23 protein-coding genes are annotated in these 19,708 nt (G+C 53.3%); 7 read left to right on the forward strand and 16 right to left on the reverse strand.

Going from position 1 to position 19,708, the window contains the following annotated elements:
- Positions 1 to 31 precede the first annotated feature (31 nt).
- Positions 32 to 535 carry a hypothetical protein gene (locus tag J0L72_09655; GenBank protein MBN8691034.1) on the reverse strand — a complete coding sequence of 168 codons (504 nt, stop codon included), beginning with the start codon at positions 533 to 535 and terminating at the stop codon, positions 32 to 34.
- Between the two features lie 60 nt (positions 536 to 595).
- Entirely contained in the window at positions 596 to 1,189 is a 594-nt protein-coding gene (locus J0L72_09660) for a leucyl/phenylalanyl-tRNA--protein transferase (GenBank protein ID MBN8691035.1), read from the reverse strand.
- A gap of 81 nt (positions 1,190 to 1,270) precedes the next feature.
- Between J0L72_09660 and J0L72_09665 the strand changes: the two genes are divergently transcribed.
- Positions 1,271 to 1,690, forward strand: a complete 420-nt coding sequence (locus J0L72_09665) for a hypothetical protein (GenBank protein MBN8691036.1) — start codon at positions 1,271 to 1,273, stop codon at positions 1,688 to 1,690.
- 30 nt (positions 1,691 to 1,720) lie between these two features.
- Here J0L72_09665 and J0L72_09670 read toward each other — a convergent pair whose 3' ends face one another.
- The 3 genes from J0L72_09670 to greA all read right to left on the reverse strand — a co-directional run bounded on the left by J0L72_09670 (position 1,721) and on the right by greA (position 3,277).
- On the reverse strand, positions 1,721 to 2,035 hold the full coding sequence (locus tag J0L72_09670) for a hypothetical protein (GenBank protein ID MBN8691037.1): 315 nt from the start codon (positions 2,033 to 2,035) through the stop codon (positions 1,721 to 1,723).
- A 146-nt stretch (positions 2,036 to 2,181) separates the two neighbouring features.
- Positions 2,182 to 2,823, reverse strand: a complete 642-nt coding sequence (locus J0L72_09675; protein ID MBN8691038.1) for a hypothetical protein — start codon at positions 2,821 to 2,823, stop codon at positions 2,182 to 2,184.
- On the reverse strand, positions 2,807 to 3,277 hold the full coding sequence (greA, locus tag J0L72_09680; protein ID MBN8691039.1) for a transcription elongation factor GreA: 471 nt from the start codon (positions 3,275 to 3,277) through the stop codon (positions 2,807 to 2,809). The genes J0L72_09675 and greA overlap by 17 nt, the downstream gene beginning before the upstream one ends.
- A 49-nt stretch (positions 3,278 to 3,326) precedes the next feature.
- Here greA and J0L72_09685 point away from each other — a divergent pair, with 49 nt between their 5' ends.
- Together J0L72_09685 and J0L72_09690 are read left to right on the forward strand one after the other, a co-directional pair.
- The gene (locus J0L72_09685; protein ID MBN8691040.1) at positions 3,327 to 4,214 is read left to right on the forward strand and encodes a glycosyltransferase family 2 protein; all 888 of its coding nucleotides are present in this window, start codon (positions 3,327 to 3,329) and stop codon (positions 4,212 to 4,214) included.
- A gap of 9 nt (positions 4,215 to 4,223) precedes the next feature.
- Positions 4,224 to 4,511 carry a pentapeptide repeat-containing protein gene (locus J0L72_09690; protein ID MBN8691041.1) on the forward strand — a complete coding sequence of 96 codons (288 nt, stop codon included), beginning with the start codon at positions 4,224 to 4,226 and terminating at the stop codon, positions 4,509 to 4,511.
- Here J0L72_09690 and J0L72_09695 read toward each other — a convergent pair.
- The 7 genes from J0L72_09695 to purL all read right to left on the reverse strand — a co-directional run bounded on the left by J0L72_09695 (position 4,486) and on the right by purL (position 12,412).
- Positions 4,486 to 5,208, reverse strand: a complete 723-nt coding sequence (locus J0L72_09695; protein MBN8691042.1) for an ABC transporter ATP-binding protein — start codon at positions 5,206 to 5,208, stop codon at positions 4,486 to 4,488. The genes J0L72_09690 and J0L72_09695 overlap by 26 nt on opposite strands.
- On the reverse strand, positions 5,205 to 6,056 hold the full coding sequence (locus tag J0L72_09700) for an ABC transporter permease (protein ID MBN8691043.1): 852 nt from the start codon (positions 6,054 to 6,056) through the stop codon (positions 5,205 to 5,207). The genes J0L72_09695 and J0L72_09700 overlap by 4 nt, the downstream gene beginning before the upstream one ends.
- Before the next feature lie 47 nt (positions 6,057 to 6,103).
- Complete coding sequence (gene phoU / locus J0L72_09705; GenBank protein ID MBN8691044.1) at positions 6,104 to 6,727, reverse strand: phosphate signaling complex protein PhoU; 624 nt, start codon at positions 6,725 to 6,727, stop codon at positions 6,104 to 6,106.
- 17 nt (positions 6,728 to 6,744) lie between these two features.
- Positions 6,745 to 7,653 carry an ABC transporter ATP-binding protein gene (locus tag J0L72_09710; GenBank protein MBN8691045.1) on the reverse strand — a complete coding sequence of 303 codons (909 nt, stop codon included), beginning with the start codon at positions 7,651 to 7,653 and terminating at the stop codon, positions 6,745 to 6,747.
- Positions 7,650 to 8,498 (reverse strand): NAD(+)/NADH kinase, encoded by an 849-nt coding sequence (locus tag J0L72_09715; protein MBN8691046.1) that lies wholly within the window; start codon positions 8,496 to 8,498, stop codon positions 7,650 to 7,652. The genes J0L72_09710 and J0L72_09715 overlap by 4 nt, the downstream gene beginning before the upstream one ends.
- An 87-nt stretch (positions 8,499 to 8,585) precedes the next feature.
- On the reverse strand, positions 8,586 to 10,073 hold the full coding sequence (locus J0L72_09720; protein MBN8691047.1) for a tetratricopeptide repeat protein: 1,488 nt from the start codon (positions 10,071 to 10,073) through the stop codon (positions 8,586 to 8,588).
- Positions 10,074 to 10,141: 68 nt separating this feature from the next.
- The gene (gene purL, locus J0L72_09725; GenBank protein ID MBN8691048.1) at positions 10,142 to 12,412 is read right to left on the reverse strand and encodes a phosphoribosylformylglycinamidine synthase subunit PurL; all 2,271 of its coding nucleotides are present in this window, start codon (positions 12,410 to 12,412) and stop codon (positions 10,142 to 10,144) included.
- Here purL and J0L72_09730 point away from each other — a divergent pair.
- From J0L72_09730 to lnt, 4 genes are all read left to right on the forward strand, one after another.
- The gene (locus tag J0L72_09730) at positions 12,369 to 12,779 is read left to right on the forward strand and encodes a hypothetical protein (GenBank protein ID MBN8691049.1); all 411 of its coding nucleotides are present in this window, start codon (positions 12,369 to 12,371) and stop codon (positions 12,777 to 12,779) included. The two genes, purL and J0L72_09730, sit on opposite strands and share 44 nt — an antisense overlap.
- 66 nt (positions 12,780 to 12,845) lie before the next feature.
- Positions 12,846 to 13,391, forward strand: a complete 546-nt coding sequence (locus J0L72_09735; GenBank protein MBN8691050.1) for a LemA family protein — start codon at positions 12,846 to 12,848, stop codon at positions 13,389 to 13,391.
- Positions 13,392 to 13,407: 16 nt separating this feature from the next.
- Complete coding sequence (locus tag J0L72_09740; protein MBN8691051.1) at positions 13,408 to 14,031, forward strand: histidine phosphatase family protein; 624 nt, start codon at positions 13,408 to 13,410, stop codon at positions 14,029 to 14,031.
- On the forward strand, positions 14,015 to 15,475 hold the full coding sequence (gene lnt / locus J0L72_09745; protein ID MBN8691052.1) for an apolipoprotein N-acyltransferase: 1,461 nt from the start codon (positions 14,015 to 14,017) through the stop codon (positions 15,473 to 15,475). Before J0L72_09740 ends, lnt begins: the two co-directional genes overlap by 17 nt.
- A gap of 43 nt (positions 15,476 to 15,518) precedes the next feature.
- Here lnt and rpsT read toward each other — a convergent pair whose 3' ends face one another.
- The 4 genes from rpsT to pyrF all read right to left on the reverse strand — a co-directional run bounded on the left by rpsT (position 15,519) and on the right by pyrF (position 19,669).
- On the reverse strand, positions 15,519 to 15,791 hold the full coding sequence (gene rpsT / locus J0L72_09750) for a 30S ribosomal protein S20 (protein MBN8691053.1): 273 nt from the start codon (positions 15,789 to 15,791) through the stop codon (positions 15,519 to 15,521).
- A 78-nt stretch (positions 15,792 to 15,869) separates the two neighbouring features.
- On the reverse strand, positions 15,870 to 17,681 hold the full coding sequence (locus J0L72_09755; GenBank protein ID MBN8691054.1) for a hypothetical protein: 1,812 nt from the start codon (positions 17,679 to 17,681) through the stop codon (positions 15,870 to 15,872).
- Between the two features lie 276 nt (positions 17,682 to 17,957).
- Positions 17,958 to 18,962 (reverse strand): A/G-specific adenine glycosylase, encoded by a 1,005-nt coding sequence (locus tag J0L72_09760; protein ID MBN8691055.1) that lies wholly within the window; start codon positions 18,960 to 18,962, stop codon positions 17,958 to 17,960.
- Positions 18,959 to 19,669 (reverse strand): orotidine-5'-phosphate decarboxylase, encoded by a 711-nt coding sequence (gene pyrF, locus J0L72_09765; protein MBN8691056.1) that lies wholly within the window; start codon positions 19,667 to 19,669, stop codon positions 18,959 to 18,961. The genes J0L72_09760 and pyrF overlap by 4 nt, the downstream gene beginning before the upstream one ends.
- Positions 19,670 to 19,708 lie beyond the last annotated feature (39 nt).

A 19,708-nucleotide genomic window follows, 5' to 3' on the forward strand; every position in this document is an offset into this window, starting at 1 on the left:
CGCTGACCGGGATTCTTTGTATGCCGAATCTTTAGAATCGGACGCCGAGGAACAAGCCAAAGCCGTTCAGTTTACTTTCCATCGTTCCGAGATAACGGAGTTCAGCAAACATCGGCATACCGCCCTGTTGCAAGTCCATTCCCACACCAATAGTGTATGCGAAGATCACGCCGCTTTCGTTCTCTGAACCGCTGCGCCACTTTGCAAAGCTCGCGCCAGCACCAGCTAGCGTGTACATCTTGTCCGTTCGCGAGACGTAGTTGAGCAGGATTGGTGCGTTTCGGAAATTGTTCTTGTTCAGCACGTCTCCGGAAAGGGTGAGCATTGCGCTTTGGCGGCCAGCATTGGCGTACTTGAGGTCGCGCAGCTTCATATCGAAGCCAAAACCAACCCAAGATCCTCCTGCCGTTCGAGCTTCGCCGCTCGATGGCCAGAAGTTTCCGATCTTAAAGCTCATTCCCATCGGCTTTGTTTCTTGCGCCGATGCCGAGAGCGCCGCGCATCCGAGCGCTAACATCAATAATGTTTTCTTCATAAATCTCCTGTGAAGAATTGCGCCCAACGGGCACAGTCTCAGTTCTTAGTACGATTGAACCTAGCTCGATTGACCCAGAATTTCTAGATTTTGCCACTCGATGGGACTCAGGAGCGCTTTGTCGAGGATGTCGAGGTACTCCTCTTCTTCGATGCAGTAGGCCCCGAGAGACTCCGTATGATCGTTGATGAACTGCGAATCAAAATGCGTGAATCCTAGCGAACGAAGGTGAGCAAGGAAATGATGCAGACCGATCTTGCTAGCATCGGTGCGACGACTGAACATCGACTCCCCGCTGAAGACGGTGCCCAACGTTACACCGTAAATTCCTCCGGCCAGCTCTTCGCCATCCCAAACCTCGCATGAGTGCGCCCATCCCCTTCGGTGAGCTTCGCAATAGAGCTCAATCAATTCCTCGCTGATCCAATTGTCTTCCGGGCGAATACATCCGCGCATGACCTTCTCGAAGCATCTGTCTGTGGTGACTGCGAACTTCCCTTGCCGAATCTTTTGTGCCAATCGCCTAGAAATATGAATCCCCTCGATTGGCAACAAACATCGCCAATTCACAGAGTAGAGGATGATGTTGTCGGAGTGGTCCGCCATCGGAAAATGGCCGTGCTCCAGACCAACTCGCAATCGATCAACAGTCAATCTGCTTTGAATTGAGTTTTCATTCCAACCATTCCAGAGCCCCATGACTTTTGAATCCTCCTGTTAAGATAAGATACTCCCATGAGCAGTAACAACTTCTTGAGCAAGTCACTCGAAGAATGCGATTTTCAACTCCGTGCGGTGCTAACCGGCTACCCAGCCGCGCACCTCGACACGAAAGTTGCCCCAACGGCAATGAGCGTCCGCGAATCTGTCGAGCATCTGGCGATGGTTTATCACGCCACAAATCTGATCGCCCACGGAGAGACGTTTGATTGGGGATCGGGTTGGTCCACGGGCATCACCGACTTCAATCAGTTGATGGAGAAGATGTTCGATCTTCGTCTCGTGGCTATCATGGCATGCATGCGCACGCCAGACCAACATGAAATCGCGATGGATTACATCGCGATGCACGATAGCTATCACATCGGTCAGCTCTGCTTAATGCGGATGTCGGTAGATAGCGCCTGGGATCCGTATTCGCTGTATCAACACTGATCCTTTATTGCTTGCGCCGCCGGTGGATGCTCAGAGTCGCGAATTCTCGCGTACCATCTTCTGAACGATTTCGAGCAATCGCCGGCGAGAGCTTTGTAGTGCCGGGCAATGGGTGCACTCAAAGAACTGCCGGGTGACAATTAGCCTGGACTTGACGTCTGGCTTACAGCTAGACAGTTCAGAGCGCAACCGGTCCAGTTCGTCCGAAAGGCATTGGACGCTCAGCAATCCAATAATTTTTGATGCGCGCGTCTCATCAATGGATAGGTCCATGTGCTCGGCAGTGACATACGCCATGACGCGATCGGAAACCATACCGGCAAATATGGCACTGGAATCGCTCATGTCAGCTATCATACACCGAAATGGTAGAGCTTGCACCAACAAACAGAATTCCGAACAAAATTCTTGAAATCAGACCTAGATATTCGGTTTCATGAGAATCATTACGCAAAAATATTGCTTCGTCTAATTAACTTAAAGATAACAGTCTACAGCGAACGCTCGCCAGCTTTCAGCCGAGCCTCGACCAAATCAAGCCTTGCGGAGTCGGGCGACATTCGTAGAGCGTCCATCACGTCGGTATCTCCTAGTGCGATCACGAGTTGCTGCTTACGCTTTGTATCCTGGCTCGCACAGATCATCAATCGAACCCGGCCAACTTCCCAGAACCAATAGCTCGCCTTATCTCCTGGCAACACGCTGGGCTCGATAGTTGAGAACGCTTCTTGGTACTGCCGGACTTTTTCTGATAGTTGATCGGCTGAAGTGTAATCTAGCGTGTACATCGCCAAGACGACCTTGTTTCGAAGCGAAAGTACACCAAAGGACTCTATTCCGGATTGCCACCCTTTGGCGACGTACTCGTCCCCAGTGATCGGCGATTCTTCGAAGAAGTCAAAACCGTTCTTTGGCCTAGCGAACACTTCGAACGCTTGATCCTCGGTCGCATGGATGCGCAGAATGCGGTCGCCATTGAGGAGGTACGGCGCGTTGTTGTCCGGTGACCATTGCACCGAGACTTGCAGGCTAGGTTTTTCGGGTCCGCTGGCGCCGATATTCTTTGGAATTGCATCGTCTGCGCATCCAATGAGCCCGGCGGCTAAAACTGCGAGGCTAACTGATCGCCACAATTTTGTACTTTTGAATTCCAGCTGGAGCTTCAACTTCAATCTCCTCATCCACACCTTTGCCAATGAGCGCCGCACCGAGCGGTGCACTGATGCTGATCAGATCGTTGGCTGGGTCTGCTTCAAAGCTACCCACGAGTTTGATCTGCAGCTCATCGCCCCAGTTCAAGTCTTTCAGGGTAACTGTGCTTCCCAAATGCGCTGTGTCGCCCGCAGACTCTGGGCGGTCAACCACCTTCGCAAGAAGTAACAACTTTTCGAGGTCAGCGATGCGACCTTCATTGCGTGATTGGTTCAGCTTTGCTTCGTGATAAGCAGCATTTTCGCGCAAATCGCCGTGGCTCTTTGCCTCGCGAATCGCTTCTGCGATTGCTGCGCGCTTTGGGCCTTTTAGTGCATCAAGCTCTTCTTTCAGCTTGGCAAACCCTTCTTTGGTCAGCAAGACTTCATTCGACATTGAACCCGTATTGTAGCACCGAGACTCTGCGTGCTTGTATGATTGTGCTGTGGTCGCCGATGTCATTATCGTCAGTTTCAATACGGTCGAGCATTTGCGACGATGCCTGAGTTCTGTCGTAAGCCAACCCGGAGTAGGAGAAGTCGTAGTGGTAGACAACGCTTCGGAGGATGGATCACCAGAAATGGTGGCATCCGATTTTCCAAATGTAACCCTTATTAAGAATGTCACCAACGTCGGATTTGGTCGGGCTAACAACCAGGGGATCGCAGCGACAAAGTCCCCTATCGTGCTGCTTTTGAATTCAGACATCGAAGCTGAAGACGGCGCGATCCAGCAGATGCTAGAAACCCTTGACCAAGAGAATGCGGTCGCAATTGGAGGTGCGTTAGTCGATGCAGGAGGAATGATTCAGCCTTCCTGCTGCACCCAACTGACTTTGTGGGCGGTGTTCTGTGAACAAACAGGACTAGAGAAGCTCTTCCCAAGCTCGTCGTTTTGGTCGCCATATTGGATCACGAACCGGCTCCCTAAAGACAGGCCCTCTGCCGTGGCTCAGGTGATGGGAGCTTGCTTGATGATGCGGCGTGGAGAGCTATTTGACGAACGCTACTTTTTGTATTGCGAAGACACTGAGCTGTGCATTCGGCTTGCACGCAAGGGCAAGATTCTGTACGAGCCTCGGGCGCGGTTCAAACATGCGCTTGGCGCAAGCACTTCGCTAGAGCGGAGATGGTGGTCAATCGCGCTTTACAACCGAGGCAAAGAACTCACATTTTTGATCCACCAATCCCGATGGGCCGCGATGGTTTGCTGGGTATTGAATCGAAAAGGTGCGGCAATACGGTTACTCCTTGCCGTCTTATCATTAAACCGATCGCGGATTCGCACGTTTTGGCGTGTCATGACGGCACCGATTTCGGGTCCACGGGTCTAACTGAATTTTATGCATCGCATCCACAACATCGAAACCTCATTGGAAGTCTTTGACACGAAGCTCGTGAACGCCAAGTTTCGCGACGTAAAGATGGTTGACGCCGATCTGCACGACCTCGACATGGAGCGCGCCAAGTTCCAAGACGTGAATCTGGCAAACAGCAAATTTACGAATATCAACTTCACAGGTGCTGAAATTGAGGATTGCGATTTCACTGGGGCGACGATCAACGGTGTGCTTGTGGAAGACCTGCTCCAAACATTCCGAGCGTTTAAGCGTCCGAGCGATACCGAGTAAGCACTTCTTCGACGGGTCCGTCCGCTTCAATCAGGCCGTTTTTCATCCAGAGGCATCGCGTCGCCACGCGCCGAATGCTCTCTTGCTGGTGAGAGACAAACAGCACCGCGCCGCCCTTTTCTCGATAGTCTTGGATGTACTGGTAGCACTTCTCCTCGAAGGCGAAGTCACCCACCGCGAGCACTTCATCGACGATCAAGATTTCCGCATTCACATGGGTGGCAATACTGAATCCCAGTCGGGCCATCATGCCGCTGCTGTACGTTCGGACCGGAGAGTCGATCACCTTTTCTAGCTCAGCGAACGCGACGATTGAATCGGTGGCCTCAATGGCTTGCTTTCGGCTCAGCCCCAAGATCGCGGCATTGAAGACGATGTTCTCGAGCCCCGTTAGATCGGGGTGGAAGCCGGCGCCTAACTCCAGAAGTGGCGCGATCCGACCATTCACTTGGATCGATCCGCTAGTGGGCTTGTAGATTCGGGAAATTAGTGAAAGTAAGGTGCTCTTCCCCGCCCCGTTTCGCCCGACAAGCGCGACACATTCGCCTGCTTCTAGCGTGAAGGAGACACCCCGCAAGACGTCGAGTTTCTCGATCTTTCTTTTCGTCACCGACATCAGCGCGGTCTTAAGCGAGCGCGTGTGACTTAAGCGAAACGACTTGTGGAGATCAGAAATTGTGATCCGGTTCTCGCTCATGGTCGTTCCACAAACCCCCATTTCACTCGGTTAAAGAATGCGTACCCTCCGATGAAAATCGCGAGCGAGACCAAAGCCGTGATCGAAACCAGCGTCCAGTCTAGCGGCAAGTAAGGCAGCTTCTTGTCTCCAAAAATTGGATCCTGAGGAGCGACCAAAATCTTGCGGTAGGTCGTGCACAACATCGCTACCGGATTGAGATGAAACGCAGTGTAAAGCCACGGCGATTTCTCCGCGGTACTGGCATAAACTTGCTCGCTGAAGTACATCACCGGGCATACAAAAAGCAACAACTGCAACACCACCGTGACGATGTACTTGACGTCCTCATAGTACGTGTTCAGCGCAGAGATGAAAAGGCTAAGCCCAGCCACCAGCATGAAGTTGATGAGCAAAGGAATCGGAACCAGAACCATGCTCCAGCTAAAGGGCGATATTCTGGGATCGGCGAGGTAGATCACCACCAAGAAAGCGAAGAAAACACCTAGCGCCAGTACCAAGTGGATGAAGTTGCTGATGACTGAAGTCAGAGGCAAAATCTCCCTCGGGAAATATACTTTCTTGATGATCGGCAGCGAACCCAAAATGCTTTGCGAGGAATCTAGCAACGACTGCTGGAAAAACATGTATGGCAGATAGGCGGCCAGGATATATGCGCTGAAATTTGGGGTTTCGTTGCGCATGAAGATTTTGAAAACGAAGGTCATCACTCCGACGGTGACTAGCGGATTGAAGAGCGACCAAAAGAACCCAAAGACACTGTTTTTGTATCGGATGCGTAGCTCACGCTCGACGAGCGTGAACAGCAGTTCGCGATATCGCCAAAGCTCGGCGAGGTCCTTACGCATTGTTCGCCAAGTGTACCAATCTCATTGCGGCTGGGTTTAGGAACTGATCAATAGCTCTTCATCTCGCCCGTAAGCAAGAATTCCACCCGCTCCGCGATGTTGATGGAGTGGTCCGCAACGCGTTCGATGTCGTGGATTGCTACAACAAGATAGCTCAGCGTGACTGCGTGTTCAGGATGAATTTGCATCGACTGATGCGCTTGGTCGCGAAGTTCAAGGAACAACTTATCCGCTTGCTGTTCCATCCGAACTACTTGTGAGATTAGGGCTACGTCTTGCTTAGCGTAACTTTCGATCGCGGTGTGGAACATGGTTCGGGCAATGTCCGAAAACCGCGGAAGATCTACAAAGCCGGATTCACCGAGTTCACTCTCGACGCGGAGGCTGCAGCGCGCTAAATCCACCGCGAGATCCGCGACCCTCTCGATGTCGGTGATCATCTTGAGAACGGTGCCAACTTTGCGGCGATCGACATCAACTTGCTCCCGGTCGGCGAGTAATTCTAGGCACGCGAGTTCAATTTTGGCGTCCAGCGCATCTACGCGGTCATCGCTCTCGATCACTTGCTCGGCAGCATGCGATTGTAGATAGGTCAAAGCTTGCACTGCGCGCTGAAACATCATTTCGGCGCGGGACGCCATCTCGAGTAGATCGTGCTCGATACTCAACATTGGCGAGGTCTCTTGGTTCAACGAACGCCCTCAGCTATGAGCGGGTTGTGGCAAGCCACCTGATGTGCGTCGCCCGCGAGCAACGGGACTTCATTTGAACATCGATCCAAATACCGTGGGCACCGAGGCGCGAATGGGCAACCCGCCTGCCCACGGGAAGGATGCAAGGTCTCGATCTCTGGCAGCATCCCGATATGTTCTGGAGTCAGTGCGGATTCGAGCAACAGCTTCGTGTACGGGTGATTCGGACTTTCGAAAACTGTGTCGGTGTCGCCAAACTCAACGATGTTGCCAAGGTACATGACCGCCACCCGGTCACTCAAGAACCGAACCGTCTCTAGGTTATGCGAAATATAGAGAAACGCGCATTTCAGTTCGGATTGGAGATCCTTAAGGAGGTTCAAAATTTGAGCCTGGACGCTTAGGTCAAGTGCAGATGTAGGTTCGTCGCAAATGAGCAACTTTGGGCGAAGTGCGATTGCGCGGGCGATCGCTACACGCTGCCGTTGCCCGCCAGAGAGTTGGTGCGGGTATCGATCCTTCAGATTCGGATTCAACCCGACCTGGGACAACAGCTCATCCAGGTTCACTTCGACCTTCGCAAGATTCGCGGGCTCCTTGATGAGATCACCGATCCTCCATCTGGGGTCTAGACTAGCAAAAGGGTCTTGCCAAACCACTCCCACCGTGGACGCCTGTCCGGGGTGAACACCGCTCACTGACCTGCCATCAAGCTCAATACTTCCTGAGAACGGCTGGAGGCTCAAAATGCATCGTGCGAGGGTGGTCTTGCCACAGCCAGATTCTCCGACAATTGCCTGGAACTGCCCTTCTGCGACATCTAGGTTGATGCCTCGAATGGCGCGGTTTTGCTGATTCCCTTTCGTGAAAGTGACTTCAAGATTCCGAACAGAAAGAACGCTCATGTAGAACTCCCTCCGCCAAGTAGAAGGTTGGTCACCTTGTTGAGGAAGTCTTGATCATCGACTTGCACGAGGCGAATAGTTCGGTCGCTCTTGGTAACAATCACCCGATCACCGCTGAACATTTCGACCCGGTCGTGGCCATCGCAACTCAAAATGGCATCGCCACGCGTCTCGACCCTGATCTCAATGGTGCTATTGGAGCCGAAGACGAGCGGACGAGCACTCAGAGTGTGCGGGGTGATCGCACTGAGCAAGATTACTTCTAGCTTCGGGTCTACGATTGGGCCTCCTGCCGAGAGATTGTATGCTGTACTGCCCGTCGGAGTCGAGACGATGATCCCATCCGCTGGATATTGGGTCAAAAACTGATTGTCCACGAAAATTTCGAACTCAAGCATTCTCGTGGTAGCGGCCCGTTGGACCACAGCTTCGTTTAGCGCGTGGAACTCAGCGATTGTCTCCCCACTTCGAACCAAAGTGGCTTGGACCATCATTCGCTCTTCTAGAGTCGAATTCCCGTCAACAAACATGCTGAGGGCGGCGCCGAGCTCCGAAGGCTGACATTGGGTGACGAACCCGAACTTGCCGTAGTGGACGCCTAGAATCGGAGTGTGCCTTTCTCCACAACGTTGGGCTGCGTTGAGCAATGTGCCATCACCGCCAAAACTGATGACGAGATCGCAATTGCCAAAATCTTCGTTGGTGGCGGTTGGGATGCCGACCAGTTTTGCGCTGAGTTCGTCGGCAAACACCTGTACTCCGCGATCAATGAGGCTGGCGGCGGCAATCTTCGCCGCTTCAATCGCGTCGGCTCGGTACAGATTAACTAGAAGATGAAAGCGCACCTAGTTGAAATTATAGCGGCACGGCGCACCCCATTATCTGAGGTGCGCCGTGCGTTGTGGAAGTTGACTGATTTTGATTAACGCGAGTTAGGACGCTTTGCCTTCGGCCTTTCGCATTCGTTCCAAGTTAGCGAGCACGTCGCTTGCGTTTGGATCGAGTTTCAGCGCTGCTTCCAGCACTGCGATGGCTTCCTTTCGCTTATTTTGTCGCTCAAGAGCGATCGAAAGGTTGTTGTAGGCTTGAACGTACTTCGCGTCTTGCTTGATCGCGGTTCGGAAAGCAGCTTCTGCTTCCTTGTACTTTGCCTGCCCGAGGTACCAAAGGCCCATGCCGTTTCGTGCTCGAGCGTTGTTCGGATCGGACTTCAGAACGGTGGCGTAGTGGAACTTCGCCCCTTCCTTATCGCCCATCGACCAAAGCGCAGCCGCGAGGTCAAGTCGAACTTCGTTTCGAGTTGGATCCTTTCGCAAGATGGTCTTCCAAAGGTTGACCGCCGAACCCAAATCACCAGATCGAGCATATGCAGCTGACAAGTTCATTTGAGCACCCTTGTTGTCTGGGTTCAAATCGTATAGCCGCTTGAAGAACGGAACGGCTTCATCGTATCGGCCTTGAGTGTAGAGCACCAAGCCGAGGTTGTTCAGACTGGCTGCATCCTTTGGATCGATATCGAGTGCCCGCTTGTAAGCAGCTTCTGCGCCTTCAGCATCGTTTGCTTGCATGCAAAGAACACCTCGGTTGAACCAGAAGTTCTTATCGCCGGCCATCATGTCTTCGACTTCAGCCATCATCTTCATGGCATCGTCTCGTCGACCTGCTCGGAGATAGAGATCGCTCAAAGCGGCCTTAACTGACGGATCGGTTTCGCCAACGGAAAGAGCTCGCTCGAAATACGCGATTGCGTCATTGACCTTTGAGAGTCGATAGTACGAAAAGCCAGCGTTGCGAGCAAAATTTGCGAGATCCGTTCGGAGATCGCTTGCTGCAGCGAACTTCGAAGCGGCCATTGCAAAGTCGCCTTTGAGTTCGTACGATGCGCCCAGGTTGTTCTTGATGAACGCATCCTTTCCATCGAGCTTTTCGGCTGTTGTCAGCGCGCTGATGGCTGCATCCGCGTTCTTCTTCGCCAGTTGGAGGCTACCGATGTTGTACCAAGCCTCGACCATGTCAGGCTTCATCTTTGCAACGACGGTGTATGTTGCGAGAGCCTTATCGTCTTGCGAGGTCATCAAGTAGGCATTGCCCAAGTTGACCTTGACTTCGAGGTCGGTTGGGCGCAGCTCTTGTGCCTTTTCCAACGAAGCGACAGCCATTTCGGGCTTGCTTTGTCGGAGGTAGATGAATCCCAACCAACTGTGGGCTTCGCCGTTGGACGGGTCTGCCTTGACAACTGCTTCCAGCTTAGCGGCAGCGTCGTTCAATTGGCCGGCCTTGTAGAGCTGAGCAGCTTCAAAAACTTGTGCGTTTGAAGCAGGGGCAACCGGCTCGGTTTGGGCCATTGCGGTGCCGACAATCAACATTGCGGTCAAAAAGGTGAAGCTCAGCTTTTTGATCCAATTCTTCTTTACAGTCATTTTCTTCCCCAAAATTCGCTAATTGCTAATAACGAAGTGTGACGCCACATTTGGCGCACTTCCCTTTATTATCCACCGTTCACTGCAGAACCAATCGAATCTTGATAATATTCAAGCAGTTGTGCGGTGTTCAGATCGATTTTTGTAGCCAAATCGGCAGATAGTTGGAACTGCGTCCCGCCCACTGATCCGATAATCTCAACAAAAACGCCTTTTGCGTTAGCGACTCGCTTAAGATGTTCCACATTTTGAGACGAAACACCCGCAAAAACTACACCAGGAAATTCACCGAATAGCGCAGAAGTTGGGGACATTTCTGAGAAGACTTTTGAACGAGAAAGTTCCAATCTGGCTCCATGCCCCGAAGTAATCGCCATTTCGGCGAGAGCAGTGGCAGCCCCGCCTTCGCTCAAATCGTGTGCACAGGTCAATAATCCTTGCGCGGCGCATTCCACCAAAAAGGAGTGCAATCGAGCCTCAGCCGCCATATCTGGAGATTCGGGAACCCCATTTTCGATCCCGTGAACTGCGCTCAGATATCGACTAGCGCCGAGGCCCGTTCCGCTCAGCGGCCCCGGAGTGATGACCACGACTTCATCGCCCTCGCTCCAGCCGCTCCCGATCGCCTTGGAACCGTCTTCCAGCACACCGAGCATGCCGATGATCGGTGTCGGCAAGACCTCGCCGAGTTCGCTCTCGTTGTAGAAGCTCACGTTGCCGCTCACCACCGGGATGGAAAGCGCATCAGCTGCCTCTGCGATTCCTTTCACCGCGCGATCAAACTGCCAATAGACATGCGGCTGTTGTGGATTGCCAAAGTTGAGGCCGTCGGTAATCCCTGCTGGCATCGCGCCCGTGCAAGCGACATTTCGTGCTGCTTCGGCTACCGCCAGCATTCCCCCGCGATATGGATCGAAGTAGGTCCAAAGCGCATTGCCATCTAGCTTGATCGCAAGACCTTTCTTAGTCCCCCGGGGTAGAAGTACGGCGGCATCCGCCTTTCCAGGGTGAATCAAGGTCTGGGTTTGTACTTCTTGATCAAACTGGTTAAAAATCCATCGCTTGCTGGCGATATTGGGATCCGAAAGTATCGATAGCAACTCAGCGTTGGGATCGCGAACCGTGAACTTGGAAGCATCAAATTGCTTGGCTTCGGCGTAGTAGGCGGGCTCTTCCACCTTCGACTGATACACCGGGCAATGATCGGCAAGGTGGGTCGGATCAAGGTCTGCTTCTAGCTTCCCATGACGATAAACTCTCACCCTGCCGGAATCCGTCACGTTGCCAATGACCACCGCTTTAAGTCCCCATTTGTGGAACACGTCAAGGACCTCTTGTTCTCTGCCGGCGTGAGCCACACACAGCATCCGCTCTTGCGATTCGCTGAGCATCAGTTCATAAGCGGTCATGTCGGATTCGCGCATTGGAACCAAGTCCAAATCGACTTCCATTCCGACGCCTTTCTTTGCACTCATTTCGATGGTGCTGCAGGTCAAACCCGCGGCTCCCATGTCTTGGATCGAATGGATCGCACCAGTTTGAAGCGCTTCCAGTGTGGCTTCGATCAAGAGTTTTTCTGCAAACGGGTCACCGATTTGCACATTCGGACGCTTTGAATCGGAGTCTTCGCTGAGGCTATCGCTTGCAAAGGTCGCGCCGTGGATGCCATCTTTTCCTGTCGCGCTTCCCATATAGATCACTGGGTTCCCAACTCCCTCTGCAGCTGAAGTTGTGATCTCGTCTAGCTTTACCATGCCTACTGCCATTGCATTGACAAGCGGATTGCCAGAGAATCTTGGATGGAAGCCGACTTCGCCCGCAACAGTTGGAACACCAACGCAATTGCCATAGCCCGCGATACCGGCGACCACATGTTCGAACAAGAACCGGTTGCGCGCGGCGATACTTTCGGGCGTATCGGGACCTGGCTTTACCGGGCCAAATCGTAATGAATTGAGACAGGCAATCGGTCGCGCGCCCATCGTAAAGATATCGCGCAGGATTCCTCCTACGCCGGTTGCCGCACCTTGATACGGTTCTACCGCGCTTGGGTGATTGTGCGATTCGACCTTAAATGTAACGCCCAAGCCGTCTCCAATGGGGACAATTCCGGCGTTTTCTAGACCATCGCCATCCATAGCCTCTTTGTATTGCTTAAAATAGGCAAGGACGGGTTTGGAGTACTTGTATCCGCAGTGTTCGGACCACATGACTGCAAACATGCCTAACTCAGTTTGGTTAGGCTCCCGGCCCATGAGTTCGCATATGCGCCCATATTCAAAACTGTTGAGCCCCATGCTGGCGGCAAGATCAATCGCGGTGGCGGCCATTGCATGCATTATATCTGCTGGATGCGAATCTCCCCCCAATGTTGCTGGGGAGTGGGCAGGCAAAAGAAAACTGCAATACGACCACACCGTTCCCGCTGATATCGTTGCCTCGATGGAGAATGTGAACCTGAAGCTCAATGAGGACGGGACCTATGTGCTGACCTTTCAGAGTTTAGGAACTACCGGCGAGTGGGACGCTTCCGGTCAGACGGTGTGGCTGAAACCAAAACAAGTGATGGGTCAACCGATTTCCCGGTTGACTGGTCCGGCAAAAAAACTGGGCGAACCTGTCTCGCTGAGTTTTACTGAGAATCAGTTGATTTTTCAGGATGAAAATCCGGACATGGAAGGCGTGAAGCTCGAGCGTGAGAAGTAACGTGAAACCTTGAAGAATGCTGGTCCGTACCTAGCAGTAGAAACCATGAACATCGGCCCAGTCGCCATCGGAATCGTCTTGATTATCGTCATTTTGGCGATCATTTTGATCGTGTGTTACAACACTCTCATCGCGAAAAAACAGGGGGTCAAAAACGCTTGGGCACAGATCGAGGTTCAACTGAATCGTCGCTACGACTTGGTTCCGAATCTGGTTGAAGTCGCGAAAAAGTACATGGCTCACGAAGCGGACACACTTACTAAAATCGTTGAGGCGCGAAGCAAGGCTATGAGTGCCTCGGGTCCTCCGGATTCGATGGCTGCGAACAACGTTCTATCTGGAGCGCTTGCGAATCTGTTCGCGGTCGCCGAGAGCTATCCTGATCTCCGGTCTAGCGAGAACATGATCCAGCTTCAGCAAGAGCTTTCTAACACAGAAAGCAAGATTGCTTTTGCCCGGGATTTTTACAATTCGGCGGTGATGCAGTTGAACACCGCCATTGAGCAATTTCCTACCAATTTGATGGCAGGTGCGGCGAAGGCGACTCCTGCGGCATTCTTCGAAATCGACGATCCTGCCGCATCCGAACCAGTTAAAGTCCGCTTCGATTGAGCCATAATTTGGCACGATGCGCCTGTTTCTGATCCGGCATGGTCAAACCGAATGGAACGTTTTACAGAAGGCACAGGGGCATTCGGACATCCCCCTAGACGACCTTGGCTTGAAGCAAGCTGAGAGCCTGGCAAAGCACTTTTCTAACTTGTCTTTGCAGTTCGTATTCTCCTCTGATTTGGTTCGGTCTGCAGACACCGCGAGGCCGCTCGCCGAAGCAACAGGCGCCAAGCTGATCTTAACTTCCCTCCTTCGAGAACGGAGCTTTGGCGATTGGGAAGGCTTGAACTATCCCGAGATTCGCGAGCGAATCGCCACCCTTGGCCCAGATCCCGGCTATGCAGTTCCGCCCGGGGGCGAATCTATGGCGATGGTTCATGAGAGGCTCGACAAATTTCTCGATGGCCAGTTCGAAACATGCGAAGCGGCTGCAGTGGTTTCTCATGGTGGGACGAGTTCGGCTTTGCTTGCGCACTTGCTCGGCACCCCACCGGGGACAGGCCGAGCGTTCCGGTTTTCGAATACCGGAGTTAGCGAGCTACGAAAACTTCCTACCGGCGGATGGATTTTGGAGAAGTACAACGACACTTCTCACCTAGCGCAGGAGGCGCTACAGCGCGCACATGGGATCATCGGTTAAGGCGGCTATTCCTGCCCTGCTTTCCGCGATTCTTCTCGGGCTCGCATTTCCCCCCTTGCCCACGTTCTTGTTGGTGTTTGTGGCGATAGTTCCGTGGTTGCAGTCGCTTCGTGCACCGGATTGTCGCCCGCTCAGGTCCGGTGCGCTGTTTGGAGCGATCTTTATGGGCAGCCAGATGTTCTGGCTCGTGATATTTGTAGGCAAGTGGACCGGTTCGACAGGGCTGGCGATGTTGCCTTGGGTGATCGCGACGGGATTGTTGATCCCATTTTTCATGCTGCTGGGCTGGTTGATTCACCAATGCTACAAGCTCAATGCGCCGTGGGCGATCCCTCTCGTTTGGGCGGGGGTCGAGGTTCTGCGCAGCACACTTCCTGGCGCTGCGTTCCCTCACGCTATCGTCGCAATCCCTCTTTACGTGGTGCCGGAGATCATTCAGCATGCGTCGATCGGCACCATGTTCTTTGTCTCTGCGAGCGTGGTGCTGGTGAACGTAGTTTTGTTGGAAGTGGCGGAACGCGCTCCAATTCGCCGCACAATTGTGATGGCGTCGATCACGGCCGGAGTCTTCATGTATTCCGTTTACCGACACGCCGAACCGCAGGGCGGAGACACCAAAACGTTAGTGATTGGTCAACTCGGCACAGACTTGGCCTTTGGCGATCCGTCCACCGAGGACATGCGCGTGGGAGAAGCAGTGAGCGAAATCGCCGCCAAGGCCGATAGCTGGAACGCGGATCTGTTGATTTTGCCCGAGGGACTCGGTGTAGCGAGTGGAGACTCGCTCCCACAAGTTCCGTTTAGCATGCCAGCGACTCCAGTCATCTTTGGCACCCAGCGCCGTTCCGAGCACGTGTACCAAAGCGCTTATGCGTTTGATGGCACGCTCCAATCGGTTGACAAAACTCATCTTGTGGTGTTCGGCGAGTACGTCCCATTCCGAGACAGTCTGCCGTTTTTGAAGTCGTTCAATCTCCCTTCTGGCGATCTGGTGCCCGGCGACAAAGTGGGATTGCTCAAACCTTCGGGAATTCCGGTCGGGGTATCGATCTGCTTTGAGACGCTCTTTTACGACGTTGCTGCGACTCAGGCAGACATGGGCGCCCGGCTCTTGGCTACGATCAGCATTGATGATTGGTACGCCGGCTCTGGTATGAACCAAAACCTGCTTGCTGGAACGGTTTACCGTGCCGTTGAGAACGGACTGCCGATGGCCCGTGCGGCAAGTCTGGGTGAGTCCGCGTTGATTGACAGCCGTGGGAATATGTTAGCTAGGGCACCGTTCGGCAAGAGGTTTGCCCTCAGAACCACCGTCAAGCTGCCGGAGAAGACAGACGCCTTCGCCTATCGAAGTGCGTTCCCGATCATTGCCATGCTCACTTGTGTTGGCGTGGCGATCGCGAGCTTTGCGTCCAAACGAAAAAAGTCCGCGCCGTCCAAATGAACGACGCGGACTCAATATTGTCCGTAAACTAAACCGGGCTAAATTAGCTCTTCTTCGCCTTGTTGATGGCACTCATCAAGCGGGACTTGCGTCGAGCAGCTTGGTTCTTATGGATAACACCGTTTTGAGCGGCCTTATCGAGAGCTTTAACTGCACGCACGATCGCTTCTTCGGTTGTCGGGGCAGAAACGTCCGCTTTAGCGTTTTGCTTTGCCTTTTTGATGTAGGTCTTGAGAGCACTCTTGATGCCCTTGTTTTGCTCGGTTCGCTTTGCGATCCGTCGAAGGTCTTTCTTACTTGACTTAAGATTTGCCATATTTTTGGTTGCGTCGGTTTAGTTTTTGGACTGACTCCGGGGGAAAAAGGTACCCCGGAGTGCGGCCCGATTGCAATGCTATCGGCGAAGGATGAACTTTCGCTTGGTCTTGTCGAACCCTTGTTCGACCTTTTTGGCGTCGTAGTGCCAGACTGGCGAGCCGGATCGTTGATAGAAGCAAGCGTAGCTGCTAAGCAACGAGGCGACCAATCGGCGCGAGGATCGGCGAACGACGTTGACTTCCCACAGAAGTGTGAGATAGTCGGCGCCCTTTGGCCAGTGCGACATCACTTCGCGGAGAATGTCGTACGTGCTGAGCTCTTCGCTTCGCGATTGGAGCTCGCGCATCTCTTCCATCCGTTGCGAGGTAATAAATACCACCGGGTCGGTTTGGTCTAGCCATGCGAATTCGTACACGTTCGGCTTCGAAGTTCGGGTCAATTGGAAAACAGCGCCGGATTCAACTGGATTTTCGTAGAACCAGTCGATCAAACCGAAGATCAATCGATCGCGCATGTTTGCCCAGGCTTGAACTTCTCGTCCATTTGGATCGATGAAGATCAGTTCTTGGAAGTCGACGCCTTCGCCAATAAATCCGGTTGGGAGTTGGCAGGTTGGGAAGGTTCCAAGTTCGCGGTGAATCGACTTGAGGACGCATCGAACATCTTCGGCGGCAGACTTTGGTCCACCGACGGCTTCCTGATCGAGAACATCCATTGCGAGAGGGTGATTCAACAGCTTTCGCAGGGTGCTGCTAAGACCATCATCATTCAATTCGCTGTCAATGAACTCGCCTTCGTCGTCCTTGAAGTCTGTCGTTTCGAACTTGAAAATGTCTGGAACCGACATCACCAGTTCAGGCACGACGTCCTTCTTGTTGAATCGGTCGCCGCCCACCCAAAGAACTTCGCTTCGAGTTCGGAGTGCGGCCATAACGTTCTCGAGGTCGTCTGGGAATGTCTTGACGCTCGGAGTGATTTCGTAGAAATCTTCGAGAATCTTGGTTGCGGTGATACTGGCTTCGCTCTCTTGGATTCGCTTGACCATTCGATCAACATCTTCCGATTTGACTTCGATTGGTGCGGCATCTTCGATCTCGACGGTTGGAGCGAGACGCTCTGCAACCTTGACCGCTGTCATCAGCCACTTCTTCATTCCATCCGTCGAATGGATGGTGCCGCCAGCGGCGTAAACCATGCCTTCCGCGGCGAACACGATGGCGTAGAACTTTCGCCAGTCGTATCTGAGGAATGCCTTTGGATCCTGCGGATTGAGGGCCTTCCAAGCCACTGCGCCAAACGCCTTCGCGCTCACTGGTGCGGCTTTCTGCAGTGCCTCAACGATCTCGCCAGCATCTGTGAAATTGACTTTGCCAATCTTCTTTTCGATCTCTTCGACTTCGGACGCAGAGACCTTGTTTCGAGCGAGTTCCGTTTCGACGGAGTCGTTCTTGGTCCGGAATGCCCATGCGTTGGAGAAGAGCAGATTGCCTTCGGTGATGCCCACATCAACGCCGCGTTCGATGCTCCGCAGAACGGTTTCTTCGGTCGTCAGCGGGTTGAGCAGTTGGAGTTCGCTCACCAGGAGGTTCAGCGGCATTGGGCCGCCAAATCGCTCGATGGTCATCTTGATCGCTTCTGAGAGCGGGCGACCGAAGCCTTCGAGCCGGGCAGCAGGAATCCAGCGTCGCTCGGAATAGGCAAATTTGTTGGGGTTCGATGCAAGCAACGAACGCACTGCGGCAAGACCGAGACCATGGTTGCTGAGTCGATCAGCGATCTCGCTCAATTTGACAACAGTTTGAAGCTCCGAAAGTTCGGCAAGAATCAAACGATCGGCAAACTCACGCGCAATAGTTTCTTCTGGGTTAATTTGGATTGCTTTGGCCAAGTGAAATCCTCGGCGCCCACTTCGGGCGCGAACCTCAATTATGGCATTTTCGCGCGGTCCTTTGCTACGGCGGCGAGTCAGAAAAATGGCAAAGCCCCCTTGGATGATCCAAAAGGGCATTTGCGTTAGATTCCGAAGAGGCTGTGAGTTCATCACTGTCCCTGCGGACAAGTTGGTCGCTAGGCGCTAAAACCCACGACCTCCTCGGTGCGTTTTACTTGAGTACATTTTTGTTGCACCACCTCCTGTTTTTTAAGGATTTATGAATCTTTCGATTCACACTTTAGTAGACGCAACTTTCTCAGAAATCGTTTCTTGGTGCCATTTTTGGACTGCAGCAGCAATTTTTCGTTGGGGACTTGGCATTGCGAGTTCATGAAGTTCATTGAGGGCAAACCACTCGCCCTCAGTACCCAGGTCGCTCTCTGCCAAAAAAGCATGGATGCATATTCGGTGGTGCGTGACCGAATGCGAGAAGCTGATCAGTATTGGTAGTTGAAGTTCAGACTCCGAGAGCTCTGGGAACTCATACATCCCCTCGGCCCACTTGCCGTCCGGAATCCTTACGAGTTTGACCCTCCCGTTGACCACCTGGACACCGAGGCGTCGTTGCAATCTCACTGTTTTGGGCTTGGTGGACGGGGTCGGAAGCGAAATCCCGCGTGAGCTGTGCGTTGATTTGCAAGCGGAGCTCACGGGACAATTCGGACAATTGGGAGATTTTGGAGTGCAGATGGTCGCCCCAAGTTCCATCAGGGCTTGATTCCAGTCACCTGGGGCTGAAGATTGCAGGTTCTGTGCCGCCCAGTCCCAAGCCCCCACGGTGAGCATAGGTTTTGGTTTATCGAATCCCGTCATTCGCGCAAAGACACGTTCGACGTTACCATCCACCAGCGGCACTGGTTCACCTTGCGAAATGCTTGCGATTGCAGCCGCCGTGTACCGACCGATCCCCGGCACATATTTCTCCAGGAATGCCGCTGTCCAGTTGGAATCGGGCTCGAGCATTCTGGACGCGCCCTTTTGTAAGTTCCTCGCTCGCGAATAGTAGCCGAGCCCTTGCCAATGTACTAAGACGTCGTCGATGTTCGCCTCGGCAAGCGATTGCAGGGTTGGGAACTTCCGCATCCATCGCTCGTAATAACCGATGACGGTGGCTACCTGAGTCTGCTGGAGCATCACTTCGCTGACCCAGATTGCATACGGGTCACTCGTACGCCGCCAAGGCAGTTCGCGCCGATTAGCTCGGTACCATCCGAGAAGCTCTTCGTGCCAACTCAAGCCGAGGTGCTCATGAGCCCATAGGCGGCAAGAGTCGCCACCGGATCTTCGGCAGACATCAATCCTCTACCGATCACCAAGTAGTCTGCGCCGTCACTGAGGGCCTGAGTCGCCGTCCCGGTTCTGGCGTGATCGTGGACCGACTGGTCGTCCCGGCGGATGCCTGGAGTGACAATCACGGCGTGCCCAACTTCGCTTCGCAGGGCCTTCACTTCTTCGGCGGAGCAAACGACGCCATCAATTCCACAACTTACGGCAAGTTTGGAAAGACTCACCATTTGGTCAGAAACCGTTCGTTGTATGCCGAGTTCTTTGCTGAGTACGTCTCCGTCCAGCGAAGTGAGGACAGACACGGCAAGTAGCTGTGGCCGTACATCTTCATCGAACATCGAGGCTTCTTCTGCCGCAGCGACCATCATCGCTTGTCCGCCGCTGGCGTGAATAGTCACCATCCACACCCCGCGCTTCCCTGCTTCTCGCACGGCGAGGGCAACGGAGTTCGGTATGTCATGGAACTTGAGATCGAGGAATATCCGGTTTGCACCCGCCTCACGAAGGCGATCGACCACGTCGAGACCATTCGGCAGAGTTAGCGCGTGACCAATCTTGAATCCCCCCACATACGGGCTGAGTCTTTTGACTGCCAAGATCGCTTCGTCCAAGTTTCCAGTGTCCAAAGCGCAGATAATTTTGCGGTGTGCTCCCATGATTTCCTCTTCAACAATTGTACGTGAGTTCGGCCCCTT

It is taken from the genome of Armatimonadota bacterium (genome assembly GCA_017303935.1).
Taxonomy (GTDB): Bacteria; Armatimonadota; Fimbriimonadia; order Fimbriimonadales; family Fimbriimonadaceae; genus JAFLBD01.